The sequence below is a fragment of the Bacillus sp. FJAT-42315 genome (genome assembly GCF_002797375.1).
Lineage (GTDB): Bacteria > Bacillota > Bacilli > Bacillales > Domibacillaceae > Bacillus_CE.
Map to the genome: position 1 here is coordinate 3,375,744 of NZ_KZ454941.1, position 13,410 is coordinate 3,389,153.

The 13,410-nt window shown below is 40.9% G+C and carries 16 protein-coding genes, 10 tRNA genes and 1 other annotated feature (1 of these 27 cut by a window edge); of the genes, 1 reads left to right on the forward strand and 25 read right to left on the reverse strand.

Annotation, left to right across the window (positions count from 1 at the left end; translation table 11 throughout):
* Window positions 1–182: a sequence feature (16S ribosomal RNA rRNA prediction is too short), on the reverse strand; it reaches 83 nt to the left of the window's first position.
* Window positions 183–391: 209 nt separating this feature from the next.
* The 23 genes from CEF22_RS16455 to alr form a co-directional block, all read right to left on the reverse strand.
* Window positions 392–465, reverse strand: a tRNA-Gly gene (locus tag CEF22_RS16455).
* A gap of 14 nt (window positions 466–479) precedes the next feature.
* Window positions 480–556 (reverse strand) — tRNA-Pro (locus CEF22_RS16460).
* A 15-nt stretch (window positions 557–571) separates the two neighbouring features.
* Window positions 572–648, reverse strand: a tRNA-Arg gene (locus tag CEF22_RS16465).
* A gap of 15 nt (window positions 649–663) precedes the next feature.
* Window positions 664–746: transfer RNA gene (locus CEF22_RS16470), tRNA-Leu, on the reverse strand.
* Between the two features lie 116 nt (window positions 747–862).
* Window positions 863–938 (reverse strand) — tRNA-Lys (locus CEF22_RS16475).
* Window positions 939–944: 6 nt separating this feature from the next.
* Window positions 945–1,019, reverse strand: a tRNA-Gln gene (locus tag CEF22_RS16480).
* 21 nt (window positions 1,020–1,040) lie between these two features.
* Window positions 1,041–1,112, reverse strand: a tRNA-Glu gene (locus CEF22_RS16485).
* A 16-nt stretch (window positions 1,113–1,128) separates the two neighbouring features.
* Window positions 1,129–1,219: transfer RNA gene (locus CEF22_RS16490), tRNA-Ser, on the reverse strand.
* Between the two features lie 7 nt (window positions 1,220–1,226).
* A tRNA-Asn gene (locus CEF22_RS16495) sits at window positions 1,227–1,301 on the reverse strand.
* 102 nt (window positions 1,302–1,403) lie between these two features.
* A tRNA-Asn gene (locus tag CEF22_RS16500) sits at window positions 1,404–1,475 on the reverse strand.
* 166 nt (window positions 1,476–1,641) lie between these two features.
* Window positions 1,642–2,109, reverse strand: coding sequence for a SprT family protein (locus CEF22_RS16505; RefSeq protein WP_100403718.1), 468 nt, complete (start codon window positions 2,107–2,109; stop codon window positions 1,642–1,644).
* Between the two features lie 21 nt (window positions 2,110–2,130).
* On the reverse strand, window positions 2,131–4,311 hold the full coding sequence (locus CEF22_RS16510; RefSeq protein ID WP_100403719.1) for a Tex family protein: 2,181 nt from the start codon (window positions 4,309–4,311) through the stop codon (window positions 2,131–2,133).
* Window positions 4,312–4,400: 89 nt separating this feature from the next.
* Window positions 4,401–4,994: a PP2C family serine/threonine-protein phosphatase gene (locus CEF22_RS16515; RefSeq protein WP_100403720.1), complete on the reverse strand. Its 594-nt coding sequence runs from the start codon at window positions 4,992–4,994 to the stop codon at window positions 4,401–4,403.
* Window positions 4,994–5,788, reverse strand: a complete 795-nt coding sequence (gene sigB, locus CEF22_RS16520; RefSeq protein WP_100403721.1) for an RNA polymerase sigma factor SigB — start codon at window positions 5,786–5,788, stop codon at window positions 4,994–4,996. Before sigB ends, CEF22_RS16515 begins: the two co-directional genes overlap by 1 nt.
* Window positions 5,766–6,233 carry an anti-sigma B factor RsbW gene (rsbW, locus tag CEF22_RS16525; RefSeq protein ID WP_100403722.1) on the reverse strand — a complete coding sequence of 156 codons (468 nt, stop codon included), beginning with the start codon at window positions 6,231–6,233 and terminating at the stop codon, window positions 5,766–5,768. The genes sigB and rsbW overlap by 23 nt, the downstream gene beginning before the upstream one ends.
* A 2-nt stretch (window positions 6,234–6,235) precedes the next feature.
* Window positions 6,236–6,562 carry an STAS domain-containing protein gene (locus CEF22_RS16530; protein WP_100403723.1) on the reverse strand — a complete coding sequence of 109 codons (327 nt, stop codon included), beginning with the start codon at window positions 6,560–6,562 and terminating at the stop codon, window positions 6,236–6,238.
* Between the two features lie 78 nt (window positions 6,563–6,640).
* Entirely contained in the window at window positions 6,641–7,651 is a 1,011-nt protein-coding gene (locus CEF22_RS16535) for a PP2C family protein-serine/threonine phosphatase (protein WP_100403724.1), read from the reverse strand.
* A 10-nt stretch (window positions 7,652–7,661) separates the two neighbouring features.
* Window positions 7,662–8,057 (reverse strand): anti-sigma regulatory factor, encoded by a 396-nt coding sequence (locus CEF22_RS16540; RefSeq protein ID WP_100403725.1) that lies wholly within the window; start codon window positions 8,055–8,057, stop codon window positions 7,662–7,664.
* A gap of 3 nt (window positions 8,058–8,060) precedes the next feature.
* Complete coding sequence (locus CEF22_RS16545; protein ID WP_094835972.1) at window positions 8,061–8,417, reverse strand: STAS domain-containing protein; 357 nt, start codon at window positions 8,415–8,417, stop codon at window positions 8,061–8,063.
* Window positions 8,414–9,247, reverse strand: a complete 834-nt coding sequence (locus tag CEF22_RS16550; protein WP_095479539.1) for an STAS domain-containing protein — start codon at window positions 9,245–9,247, stop codon at window positions 8,414–8,416. The genes CEF22_RS16545 and CEF22_RS16550 overlap by 4 nt, the downstream gene beginning before the upstream one ends.
* A gap of 225 nt (window positions 9,248–9,472) precedes the next feature.
* The gene (locus CEF22_RS16555; protein WP_094835974.1) at window positions 9,473–9,823 is read right to left on the reverse strand and encodes a type II toxin-antitoxin system PemK/MazF family toxin; all 351 of its coding nucleotides are present in this window, start codon (window positions 9,821–9,823) and stop codon (window positions 9,473–9,475) included.
* Between the two features lie 5 nt (window positions 9,824–9,828).
* Entirely contained in the window at window positions 9,829–10,110 is a 282-nt protein-coding gene (locus CEF22_RS16560; protein WP_094835975.1) for a CopG family ribbon-helix-helix protein, read from the reverse strand.
* A 168-nt stretch (window positions 10,111–10,278) separates the two neighbouring features.
* Window positions 10,279–11,427 (reverse strand): alanine racemase, encoded by a 1,149-nt coding sequence (alr, locus tag CEF22_RS16565; protein WP_100403726.1) that lies wholly within the window; start codon window positions 11,425–11,427, stop codon window positions 10,279–10,281.
* A 158-nt stretch (window positions 11,428–11,585) separates the two neighbouring features.
* Between alr and CEF22_RS18955 the strand changes: the two genes are divergently transcribed.
* Entirely contained in the window at window positions 11,586–11,714 is a 129-nt protein-coding gene (locus tag CEF22_RS18955; RefSeq protein ID WP_269799389.1) for a hypothetical protein, read from the forward strand.
* 202 nt (window positions 11,715–11,916) lie between these two features.
* Here CEF22_RS18955 and CEF22_RS16570 read toward each other — a convergent pair whose 3' ends face one another.
* Window positions 11,917–12,933 carry a LolA family protein gene (locus tag CEF22_RS16570; protein ID WP_095479541.1) on the reverse strand — a complete coding sequence of 339 codons (1,017 nt, stop codon included), beginning with the start codon at window positions 12,931–12,933 and terminating at the stop codon, window positions 11,917–11,919.
* 121 nt (window positions 12,934–13,054) lie between these two features.
* Window positions 13,055–13,408 (reverse strand): holo-ACP synthase, encoded by a 354-nt coding sequence (acpS, locus tag CEF22_RS16575; protein WP_095479559.1) that lies wholly within the window; start codon window positions 13,406–13,408, stop codon window positions 13,055–13,057.
* Window positions 13,409–13,410: the final 2 nt, after the last annotated feature.

Here is a 13,410-nt window from a genome sequence, read left to right on the forward strand (position 1 = left end):
GATAGCCGAAACCATCTTTCAATCCTTCTCCATGCGGAGAAAGAAGTTATCCGGTATTAGCCCCGGTTTCCCGGAGTTATCCCAGTCTTACAGGCAGGTTACCCACGTGTTACTCACCCGTCCGCCGCTAACTTGAATAGAAGCAAGCTCCTATCAAGTCCGCTCGACTTGCATGTATTAGGCACGCCGCCAGCGTTCGTCCTGAGCCAGGATCAAACTCTCCGATAAAGTGTTTGAATTGCACATGGATGTGCAGGCATCTGCGTTGTCACAGGACGTGACGAACTTAGCAGATGTTCCTTAACTCACAATTTGTTTCGCTTAGATAAACTAAGCTTTTAGAATTAACGTTGACGTTTATTTTGTTCAGTTTTCAAAGATCAATTTAAATTGGAGCGGGTGATGGGAATCGAACCCACGACATCAGCTTGGAAGGCTGAGGTTTTACCATTAAACTACACCCGCGTGAAATGAACAGCTGGTCGGGAAGACAGGATTCGAACCTGCGACCCCTTGGTCCCAAACCAAGTGCTCTACCAAGCTGAGCTACTTCCCGTATGAATAAATCATATGGCGCGCCCGAGAGGAGTCGAACCCCTAACCTTTTGATCCGTAGTCAAACGCTCTATCCAATTGAGCTACGGGCGCAAATTATATTATATATGCGGCCGAGAGGACTTGAACCTCCACGGGGTCTCCCCCACTAGGCCCTCAACCTAGCGCGTCTGCCATTCCGCCACGACCGCTTGATTACTGCGACAGAATTCCATTCTAACATTTCTTTTTTTAAAAAGCAATATATTTTTTAAAAAAAATTTAAGATCAATAAACGCTTTATTTCTAACATAGCTACACCCGTAAATGGTGAGCCATGAAGGACTCGAACCTTCGACCCTCTGATTAAAAGTCAGATGCTCTACCAACTGAGCTAATGGCTCAAAAAATGGCTGGGCTAGAAGGATTCGAACCTTCGCGTGACGGAATCAAAATCCGCTGCCTTACCGCTTGGCTATAGCCCAACATTTCAAATAAAACAAAAATGACCCGTACGGGATTCGAACCCGTGTTACCGCCGTGAAAGGGCGGTGTCTTAACCGCTTGACCAACGGGCCATAACCAAAATATAAATGGCGGAGAAGGAGGGATTTGAACCCTCGCGCCGGTTACCCGACCTACACCCTTAGCAGGGGCGCCTCTTCAGCCTCTTGAGTACTTCCCCAAATATATGGCTCCGCAGGCAAGATTCGAACTTGCGACCGATCGGTTAACAGCCGATAGCTCTACCACTGAGCTACTGCGGAATAATCAATTCGTCTCAGCGACAATTTATATTATATTAAAATGACACAAGAGAGTCAACACATTTTAATATAATATAAATTGTCGATGAGACGAATTGATTATTCCGCAGGCAAGATTCGAACTTGCGACCGATCGGTTAACAGCCGATAGCTCTACCACTGAGCTACTGCGGAATAATCAATTCGTCTCATCGACAATTTATATTATATTAAAATGACACAAGAGAGTCAACACATTTTAAAAAAAACAGTAAAGTTTTTTGAAAGAATACATTCTTTCTATTTATGCGCTTACTAAAGTTATCAGTAAACAAAAGGAATGTCAACTAGCAAATCATTTTCATAAAACCTTTTCTTCTTTAAACACAAGTGTACCTTTGCATTTTCCACAAACGTAACGAGCTGTGTTGATTCTTCTCGCACGCCTATAAGTTAAAGAACAACTTGTGCACTGATAAATCAATTGACGGCTTTTCCTTTTAGGACGATCGCTTGTTAATGGCGTACAATGTCTTGGAGCACCTACTTCTCTCATTAATCGCTTAAAATCACGATCACGATGCTTGTACCCTTTCCCAAGCAAATGCAAATGGTAATGGCATAGTTCATGCTTAATAATCCCGACCAGCTCTGCTTCTCCGAATGCTTCCAAGTATTTTTTATTAATTTCAATATTGTGCGACTGTAGTAGATATCGTCCACCTGTTGTTTTCAGGCGGTGATTGAACACCGCCTGATGAAGAAAAGGGCGACCGAAAATTTCTCGTGAAATCTTTTCAACTAAGCTTTGTAGTTCTTCATTCGTCATTTCTCGTCCACCCTGTTTTCTTTATTCTTCCCTATCAATCATTGTTAATGATACTCGTCCTTTATTCTGATCAATTTGCTCCACCCACACAGTCACGACATCACCTACTGCCACGACATCAAGCGGGTGTTTCACAAATCCTTTTTTCAACTTAGAAATATGGACTAGACCGTCTTCTTTCACTCCAATATCAACAAATGCACCGAAGTCGACGACATTTCTAACAGTTCCTTGCAATTCCATTCCTGGCTTTAAATCTTCTAACTTTAATACATCTGTCTTCAATAATGGCTTTTGCAATTCATCACGCGGGTCACGTCCTGGTTTTTGCAACGCTTCTATAATATCCTTCATCGTTAACGTACCAAGTTCTAGTGATTTGGCTGTTTGTTCTATATCCAGTGCGTTAAGAGCCGAGCTAAGTTCATTTGTGCCAATGTCTACTGTTGAAAAGCTCATACTTTGCAACAGCTTCTTCACCGCTGAATAGTTCTCTGGGTGGATCGCCGTTCGATCAAGCTTTTCTTTTCCTGTTAATATCCTTAAAAAGCCGATACTTTGCTCAAAAGTCTTCGCTCCAAGTCGAGGTACTTTTTTCACTTCAGATCGCTGAGTAAATTTACCGTTTTCTTCTCTAAATTTAACAATGTTATTGGCTACCGTTTTGTTGAGACCTGCTACATATTGCAAAAGAGAAGCAGAAGCGGTATTTAAGTTTACACCAACTTGATTGACGGCAGTTTCAACGACAAACGTTAACGAATCATTTAGTTTCTTTTGGGACACATCATGCTGATATTGACCAACACCTACTGATTTCGGATCAATTTTCACCAGTTCAGCTAGTGGGTCTTGCAGTCTGCGAGCGATAGAAACAGCACTTCTTTCTTCTACTTGAAGATCAGGAAATTCTTCGCGTGCGATATCTGACGCGGAATAAACACTTGCTCCTGCTTCGTTGACAATCATATAAGCGATTGGTCTGTCGCTTGATTTAATCATATCAACGACGAATTGTTCCGTCTCCCTTGAAGCTGTTCCATTCCCAACAGTCACTAGCTCGATTTTGTATTGATCTAATATTTGTTTAAATAATTTTTCTGCTTCTGCTCTTTTCGCTTTAGGTGGATGCGGGTAGATCACACCGATATAAAGTACTTTCCCCGTCTCATCAACGGCTGCCAGCTTACAGCCTGTCCGATAGGCCGGATCTACACCTAACACCATCTTCCCTTTCAATGGCGGCTGAAGCAGCAGTTTTCTTAAATTCTCTGAAAAAATATGAATCGCTTGGTCTTCTGCTTTTTCCGTTAACTCATTTCGCACCTCTCGTTCAATAGAAGGTTGAATTAACCGTTTATAGGCATCCTGCAAGGCTTGAGATACAAAAGTAGCCGCTGAGCTCTGTTCATTTTTAATATATCGCTTTGTTAAATAATAGATGATTTTGTCGATATCAGCTTGAATAGTCACCTTTAACACGCCTTCTTTTTCTCCACGATTGAGAGCAAGGGTACGATGAGGGACGATACGAGCAACTGGTTCTTCATATGAATAATACATTTCAAAAATGTTCTTCTCGTCTTCTGCATCTTTTTTCAGAGCGGATTGGATCACACCGGTCCGAAAGGTTTCTTTGCGAATCCACTCGCGAATTTGTGCATCGTCTGCCACTGTTTCTGCGATGATATCCATCGCTCCTTGGATCGCCTCTTCTATTGAATCAACTTCTTTCTCTACTGAAATATACTTTTTCGCTTCTTCTTCAACAGGAGGTGAAGAAGGTAACGATAGTATCCATTCAGCCAATGGCTCTAGTCCTTTTTCCTTTGCAACAGACGCTTTCGTTCGTCTCTTTTGCTTGTAAGGTCGATATAAGTCTTCAACAGCCTGCATCTTATCAGCTGCTAAAATATTCGCTTTTAATTCATTCGTCAGCTTTCCTTGCTCCTCAATTGAACGAAGTACTTCTTCTTTGCGCTGAACGAGATTTTGTACATATGTATAACGATTCATGAGGGTGCGAATTTCTACTTCATCCAATGCTCCCGTCATTTCTTTACGATATCGAGCGATAAAAGGTACAGTTGCCCCTTCTTCAATTAACGAAATAACCGCACGTACCTTTTTTAACTCAATATTTTCTTCTTGAGCAACCTTCTTCAAAATACTTTCGCGGTCTTGAACCTTTTCCTCAGACATACTTTCGCCCTCCATTTCTTCATTTCTTTATTTTAACAGATTTACACCCCTCAATTAAAATGAAACGACAAGAAAAAAGCCTGCGATGATTAAAGCAGGCTACCAACGATAAACGTACAATCATCATTTGATTGCATCGACTCTTCTTCAAGGATATCCGCAATTGATGCTAGCTTATCCTTACTTAACAATGATTTTACATTCATGAGGTTAAGACCATCTGAATGCACAATAAATTTGCAATTAGATTCATAGACAAATCTTTGTGTTCGGTACTTTTGTGCACGCCCTGATAAAAAGCCCCTCACAGGCAGAGGATACGTTAATTTTCCCGTTTCCGTATATAAATAAAAACGAATATTGCCGACACAGCTGTATTCAAACTCTTGCCTTTCCAAATAGACTTTCATGATCGCAACCGCTGCCCCTCTTTTATGCTGAAGCGATTCATTACTTAGACGCATTAATTCATCTACATCTTCATGATGATTCTCGACAACTGCTGCGATCACCGCATCAGCAGACTCATTAGCCAATTCACCGCTTCCAAGTCCATCGGCAAGTACACAAATGAAATAATCTGTTGTTTCATAAATAAAATAGCTATCACCACATAACGGGTTGCCGCTTTTGGCCACTTGATTCGCATAAATTTCTATTTGCTGACTATGGTAATGAATCATTAGGACAATCTCTCCGTTGTGAGAGATTCCTTCTCAATCGCTTCTTTTAGCTTTTTAATAGCTTTTCGCTGCAATCGAGATACGTGCATTTGCGAAATCCCTAGCTTTTCACCTGTATCCTTTTGACTCATGTTTTCTATGTAGGTGCATTGAATGATTTGCCGCTCACGATCAGATAATACATGAAGAACCTTATTAAGGACGAGGCGTTGATCAACTTTTTCATAACCTTCATCTTGACTGCCGACGATATCGAGAAGAGTGACTGTACTTCCATCAGAATCCGCTTCAATGGAGTGATCGACAGACAACGCTTGATAGCTTTTCCCCATTTCCATTGCCTCAAGTACTTCCTCTTCTGATATTTCAAGGTGGCGGGCAATCTCCTCTACCTTTGGTGATCGTTGCAAGCTTGTCGTTAACTCTTCCACTGTCGACTTAATTTTCGGTCCAAGCTCCTTAATTCTTCTCGGCACATGCACACTCCACGTTTTATCTCGTAAAAAACGCTTAATTTCCCCTACGATTGTAGGGATAGCAAATGCCTCGAAGCTTTTCCCATACGAATCATCGTATCTTCTAATCGCCCCAAGAAGGCCCATCATTCCCACTTGTACGATATCCTCATGATAGCTTTTTCCTTTTGAATATTTCCTCGCAATCGACTCTACTAGTCCTTGATAATGCTTCACTAGCTTTTCCTGTGCTTCTTCGTCGTTGCTTTGCTGATACGCTTGAATCCATTCAATGGCTTGCTTTTTCGATTCTCGGTTAGGTTGAGACGACTTGTGCATCCCTCTCCACCTGCTCTCCTTCAAGATACTTTGTCATCAACAAAGTAATCCCTTCATTTTGGTGAACTTTCACTTCATCCATTAATGTTTCAATGAGAAATAACCCTAAGCCTCCTTCGCGCAGAAACTCAACAGCATGATCGGTATACGGACCTAAAGCTTTCTTTGTGTTTAAAAAGTTAAAGCTTTGACCATGATCCGCTACCATCACTTCTAAATGTTTGTTATATAACGCAAAGCCAACAATGACTTCTCCTTCATCACTATCTTGATAAGCATGTTGCACAGCATTTGTAATCGCTTCGCTCGTCGCTATTTTTAAATCTTCAATCGCATCATATGTAAAACCCATTCTGCTGGCGATCCCCGACAATGTCAGTCTGATCACTCCTACAAATTCCGGCTTCGCAGGAATTTTCATCTCGATGTATTCAAAATCTTTCATTGTTATACGCCACCTTCTACTTCAGAATGAATATTCATAATACCGGACAATCCCGTAATATCAAACAGTCGTTTCAACCTTCCAGATAACCCGACTAATTGAAGCGTTCCATTCTTGGCATTTAAGCTTTTGAATAAACCGACAAAAATCCCCAAACCCGTGCTATCCAAATACGTAACTTCCGTTAAATCAATGATTAAGGTTTGATTCGCTTTGACATGCGGAAAAATGGTTTCCTGCAGTTTAGGCGCTGTATACACATCAAGCTCTCCTCCAATATACACCTTTGTATATTGGTCCATTTCTTCTACATTAATCGTAATATTCATTTCATCCACCTCTTTCGACCACATGATCGACTTCATATCTTAAATTTCTACCCGCTATCACTTACTCTAAACCTATATTTATTGCACTCGTTTTAAAATAATCAACGTGAAATCATCACGCAATTGGAATTCTTGCAAATATTCGAGATCGCGATATACGTTGTTCGCTATCTCTTGTGCCTCTAAGTGGATATATCGTTCGATGTAGCTAATGAGTTTCTCCATTTCAATAAACCCCTCTTTCGTTCGACACTCTGTCACACCGTCAGACATCAGTAAAATGACATCTCCAACTTCCACTCTTTTTTCATACTGGCGATACTTCGTTTTTTTATCCACACCGAGCACGAGTCCCCTTGCATATAACTCTTCAAATTTCTTCGTTTGATGATTATAAAAGAATCCTGGCTCATGACCTGCTGATGAATAATAAAATGTATGATTGCGGATGTTGTACATTCCATAAAACATCGTAATAAACATCGTAGGGTCAACATTTTGTTCAACGACACGATTTAAACTTTCTAACACAAGGTTGGGCTCTAGACTCCCTTCAGGCAAACTATCCATAGAATATTTAATCATCGACATGCACAAAGCAGCTGGAATTCCTTTTCCGATAATATCTGCTACCGCTACACTGACCGTATGATTTTCATCATGAACAAAATGATAATAATCCCCGCTCATTCGCCTAGCAGGTACACTAATAGCACCGATATCGAGCGAAGAAACGTCAGGGATTTGCGTACCTAATAAAGTTTGCTGCATGCTAGCGGCCACTTCGATTTCGCTCTGTAGCTCTTGCTGGAAGGTACGCAAGCTTTGATGTTCCCGATAAGCTAAACCGTAGCTAATCATTACCTCTAACAGGATATCTAAAGCGAGAAGAACAGACTGAGGAATGTTAGATTCTAACTCCATGATGGCTGTTTTATGAATGCTGATCATTTCTTCAGGGGATATTTTGTGTTCAATCGCCTGTCTACTAAACTTTTGACTCAAATATAGAGCGTGTTCGTCTTGTTCTTTTATATAGCTTTCTAGAAGTTCTTTATATTGCTCCTGAATGCTTTCTTTAAAGTCCATATTTCCCCTCCTAACGGAGCCATTTGATTGCCTTAATGAACGTTCCTTCTCCCGGATTGGACTCGATTAAAAATTCATCCATCAGTCGTTTCACACCTGGTAAACCAGCTCCAAGCCCTCCTGATGTGGAAAATCCATCCTCCATGACTTTTCGAATATCGGGAATCCCTGGCCCTTGATCGTTTGATATAATCACTAAACCAACTTTACCTACTGCCTCTGTCTTTTCTATCTGAATGTCCCCTTCTCCTGCATACAAATAAATATTTCGAGCTAACTCGCTGATGGCAGTTGTAATTCGAGCTTGATCTACTGTACCAAAGCCAAGATCTTTAGCCACATTTCTTCCAAGTTGCCTAGCCGCTACAATGTCCCATTCACTTATAATCCTGACGCTAGAACCCATAGATTAGTCCTCCAATTCCTGTTGAAGTTTCTCCAAGCCTTTTTCTAAATCAAGAGCGGTCAAGACATCTTCGAGACGAATACCTAATTCAATTAAAGTAATAGCGACGGCCGGCTGAACCCCTGTAACAACTACTTTTGCTCCCATAAGCTTAGACATGCTAATCACATCTCCAAGAACTTTCGCAATGAAAGAATCGATAAAATCAATCGAGGTAAAGTCAATGACAACCCCTCTGGCACTCGTTTCATGAATTTTCCGGAGAAGATCCTCTTGAAATTGCAGAGCTGTTTGATCATCTAATTCCCATTGAATGGAGATTAACAAACAATCATATAGTTTTAAGATGGGAATTCTCACATTCCTCCCCCCACTTCAATAATTTTTCGATCGGTCAACGCTAAAGCTTGTTCAATTCCTTTCTTTAACGTACTTGTCGTCAGTACTTGTTCTAAATTAATACCTAAAGTAACGATCGTTTGTGCGATTTCTGGGCGAATCCCGACAATCATGCATTTCGCTCCTACTAAATGAACAGCATCGGCTGCTTGCATCATATGATGAGCCACCATTGTATCAACGACAGGCACACCGGTAATATCAATCAGCACCACTTCCGAACGATATTTGACGACGCCATTCAATAAGTTTTCCATAATCAGTTTCGCTCGCTCTGTATCAATTGTACCGACAAGTGGCATCACTGAAATCTTTTCAAACACCGGGATTAACGGAGCAGATAACTCCTGCAAAGCAATTTTCTGCAACGATACTGTCCGTTCCCACGAATCCGAATAAGAATCAATAATCGTATTATTCATTGGAAACATCCAGCGATTTAGCTCTGATGAAAATTCAATATAATTTTCTTTATCAATAATTCCTTGTTCCTTCATGCCGTTAGATACAATTTGACTAAAAGTATTCAAGCCTAGATTGACAACGGTTAGCGGCCAGCCTAAGTGGACAATCTTTCTAGCAAATTCCTCTACTCTAGATTGAAACTCCTGCTCCGTTTCAACAAAGTTGGAGATCAACAATTCGATGAATTCTCTGCTTGTTTTAGTAAACATTCGATCAGACATCATCGTAACCGCTCGATCATCAGCCTCCTTTTTCATCCAAAGAATCCACTGATCCAATATTTCACTTTTATTTGATTGTACATAGTTAAAAATAAGTTTACGCATACAGACATCTCCAATTCACTAGATTTTACACTTAGATCAGCACTATATGAAAGGTCGAGGCGACCGAGAGCTGATGTGAGTCTCCCTTGCTTTTTTCTTTCCCTTATATTCATATTAAATATTATAATGTTTATCGGACTAATTAAAAAGCAGAAGCCTTTAAGCATCAACCCTAAGCCTTTACAAAAAAAAGACGCCTACTAGATTGTTCTAGTAAACGTCTTTCTAAAATTGAATAAGGCCTAAACTAATTTGCAAGGCATCATCCACTTTTTCCATCATTTCCTCATCAAGCTGAGTAATTTTGTCCGTTAATCTTTGTTTATCAATGGTTCGAATTTGTTCAAGAAGAATAACGGAATCCCGCTCAAAACCGTAACGCTTTGCGTCAATTTCAACATGTGTAGGCAACTTAGCTTTTTGAATTTGCGCTGTTATAGCAGCAACAATAATAGTGGGACTGAACCGATTCCCAATGTCGTTTTGAACCACTAGCACAGGCCGCATTCCGCCTTGCTCTGAACCGACAACAGGGGACAGGTCTGCGAAATATACGTCACCACGTTTAACTATCACACGGATTATCCTCCACTTACTAAACGTTCTACAGTATTACCTGCTTCATACTCCGCTTGCATTGCTTCAGAGGCAATAGCTAAATTGATCTTCGCCATTTCCATGTAACCGCGTCTCATCGATTCTGTAATTTGACGCTTCTTTCTCTCACGAAGATACATTTTCGTTGCTCTGTAGATAAACTCACTGCGGTTAATATTTTCTTGCTCTGCAAAACTGTCTAACTCTTTCACAAATTGTTGCGGCAAGCGAATAAACACCTCTGTTGTTGCGCTAGATTCAGACACGAACTACACCTCCACCAATCACTACACCCGTCTCCTTAACTGTCAACTTCATAATACCATCTTTTCATTCCTGATGGAAGACGAAATCCAAATTCCTGCTAATTTCTTAAAACAATTGCAGAAATCCCTCGAAACGTCTCCGTCATGCTAGAAACTACATACAAATTGTTATCCTAGTAGCGGATTAATTACTTGAACGATTTTCCCCTGTTGTCTATATACTCTTGGCACACGTGCTGTAATCACACAAGGCACTTCATAGTTAATTGTCTCCAATCGATCAGCAATTTCATCCATGGAAATTTCTTCATCCACTTGTTTGCCAATGAGAGTAACCGTCGTACCTAAAGGCTTTTCACAAGACAATCGAATCATACATTGATCCATGCAAACTCGACCTACAATCGGTACTCGCTCTCCTTCTACAAGCACATGCTGGCCTTGAAGCTTTCTAATCCAACCATCCGCATAACCAATCGGCAAAGTGGCAATCCACTCTTCACCTTCAGCTTCATACGTAGCACCGTAGCTTACCTTTTCACCTTTTTCGATTTTTTTGATGTGAACAATTTTCGTATGAAGAGAAAAAGCTTGTTTTAAAGAAAATGGTAGAATCGATTTCATTTCCTGCGAAGGAGCTAATCCGTACATCGAAATTCCTAAACGAACGGTGTTAAAATAAGCTTTCTCATGCCGCAAAGTAGTGGCGCTGTTGGCACAATGAATATAAGGTGGCTTTTCCTCTAACGATTCAACCATAGCGTTGAAACGAGCTAATTGTTGATCAAAATACGTTGTATCAAGCTCATCCGCCGTTGCAAAGTGTGTAAAAAGACCTTCAAATGTGAACTTAGGTGATTGGTCAATGAAAGCGACCATCTCTTGCAGTTCTTCCTTCGTTCTCACTCCTAATCTCCCCATACCTGTATCACATTTAATATGAACATTTAATACTTGACCACTAGATAAATGTGTCTCTGCTTCTTGAAGCCACTCTAATTGATAAACAGTCAGCGAAATATTATGTTCGGCTGCCAAAGCGGCATCAGTTGATCGACTAGCCCCAAGCACCAAAATCGGTACTTCCAACTTTGACTTAGTTAAAGACAAAGCTTCATCCAAAAAGGCTACAGCTAAACCATGAGCTCCTGCTCGAACAGCCGCTTCGGCTATCGGTACATCTCCATGGCCATATGCATTCGCTTTCACAACCGCAAATAAACGCTCACTCGCAGGGAGTAACTTCAACGTCTCTTTCACATTATAGTCAATATCATCCAAATTTATTTCTGCCCAAGTATCACGATAAAAATCCATAGCAACCCCCACTCGCAGTCTTCTTCCCAGTGTTTATTCACGATTTTATACAATTCTTAATTCTAAACCTAAACCAGATCATGTCAACACCGAAATGCGGAAGGCGCTGCCCAGCGGCGTATGGGCTGGAGCCATCCGATCGAGATAAAGGAAACACGATGAACGTCAGTGAATCGATGTTGACTTATCGCAAGGAGGAGGGCAGAAGCCCACTAGCCGCTAGTGCCTGGAGCTGGACAACACCGAAATGCGGAAGGCGCTGTTTAGCGACGTATGGACTGGAATGATCCGATCGAGATAAAGGAAACACGGTGAACGATAGTGAACCGATGTTGACTTATCGCAAGGAGGATCATGGAAGTACACTAGTCGCTGGCGCCTGGAGCTAGACACCGAAATGCGGAAGCAGACGCTTAGACAAAGAAAAAAGGAACGCTGACTCCGTTCCTTCTCACAGTTGACCTTCCATATTCGTCAAGGTTCACTTCGTTATTTCTCCATCGCCATTTTCATCGAGCGTGCCACTTCAATCATTTCACCTTTTGATAGATCTTTAGAGGCTAACATAAAGTCGACTCCTTGATAGGACCAAGAAAGAGACTGATCAGATACCACACCGAAAGAGTGTCCGAGGTCCGCCACTTCTCCATTAACTTCATTCATTTGCATAGAAGCAGCTGGCAGAACTTCCGCTTTTTCCTGAACAACGGTGAAGGATTTATCGCCTCCATACGTAAGAACAACCCTTGTACCATTGGTTGTCACGATCTCATTCTCTTCCAACAGGCTGCTTCCTGTAATATCTCCATCTGGATAGTGAACAGCCCATTCTTTATTTTCTGATTGAGCCATCACCGGCATTTCTAGTTGTGCACCTGTCATATTCTTCTTGACATCAAAAGATTCTTTATCAATTTTCGCGTCAAACTCCATTTTTGAAAATTCTACGACGACGAGCGGTTTACGATCTGGATCCATAACTTTGACGGAGACAGGGGTTAAATCTTTCTTTTTAAATCTTATTTCTTGAGAAGGTAACATATGGCTGTTTGGATATCTTGTTTTTGTTTCAAATACAAAATGTTGGTCTGTTTCTTTAAAGGTCGCCTCTTTATCTGCTAGAATATCTTTCACTAACGACTCGTACAAATAAGCTTGACTGCTGTTTCGCGGCCAATCGCTTTGAAACTTGAAACTTTTGTTCAATGCGGGAGTTAATACATAAACACCAGTCTCATTTTTTAAAATCATTTGGCTTTGATCCTTTTTATCAGTCGATAATGCCACTCGGTAAAACTGGTGTTCCCGATTCCAAATATCCACATCGTATATTTGTTTCTCTTCCCCAGCTTGCAACGTCATTTTCGCTTTCGCTTTATAACCAACCACTTCTTCTGCTTTCTCGTTTAAGTCCGCTATTACCTCCTCTTTTGATTTTGCCCCACAGGCTGAAAGGATGACTAAAGCAAACAAACACATAAGCCACACTAGACTTCTATTCCTCATGATTTCACAACCCCTTTCGCACTAAAAATATATGAGACAACCATTCAGATTATGATTGTTGCGAAAGGAAGTAAGAACGTTCATTTTCAATAGACTCTGTCAAAAACAATTGAAATCGACATTAAATCTTTTCAATAACTACTTGTGCCGCTGCAAACTCTTTACTATGCGTAATCGATAAATGAACACCTTCAGAAATCGGCGCCTTGATGTACGGTTTCCCTCGATGGTCAACAGCTGTTTCAATATTTTGAAAGGACAGCTCTTTGCCTATTCCTGTCCCGTACGCCTTAGAAAAAGCCTCTTTAGCCGCAAAGCGACCAGCTGCATATTCAAATTTACGTTGGCCGCTTCGACTGTGAAATACTTCTCGTTCAGCTACTGTTAATATTCGCTCAAGAAATTTCGGCTGCCTTTCTATAAGCTGTTGAATTCGTGATATTTCCACAATATCCATACCGATCCCTTGTATCATTT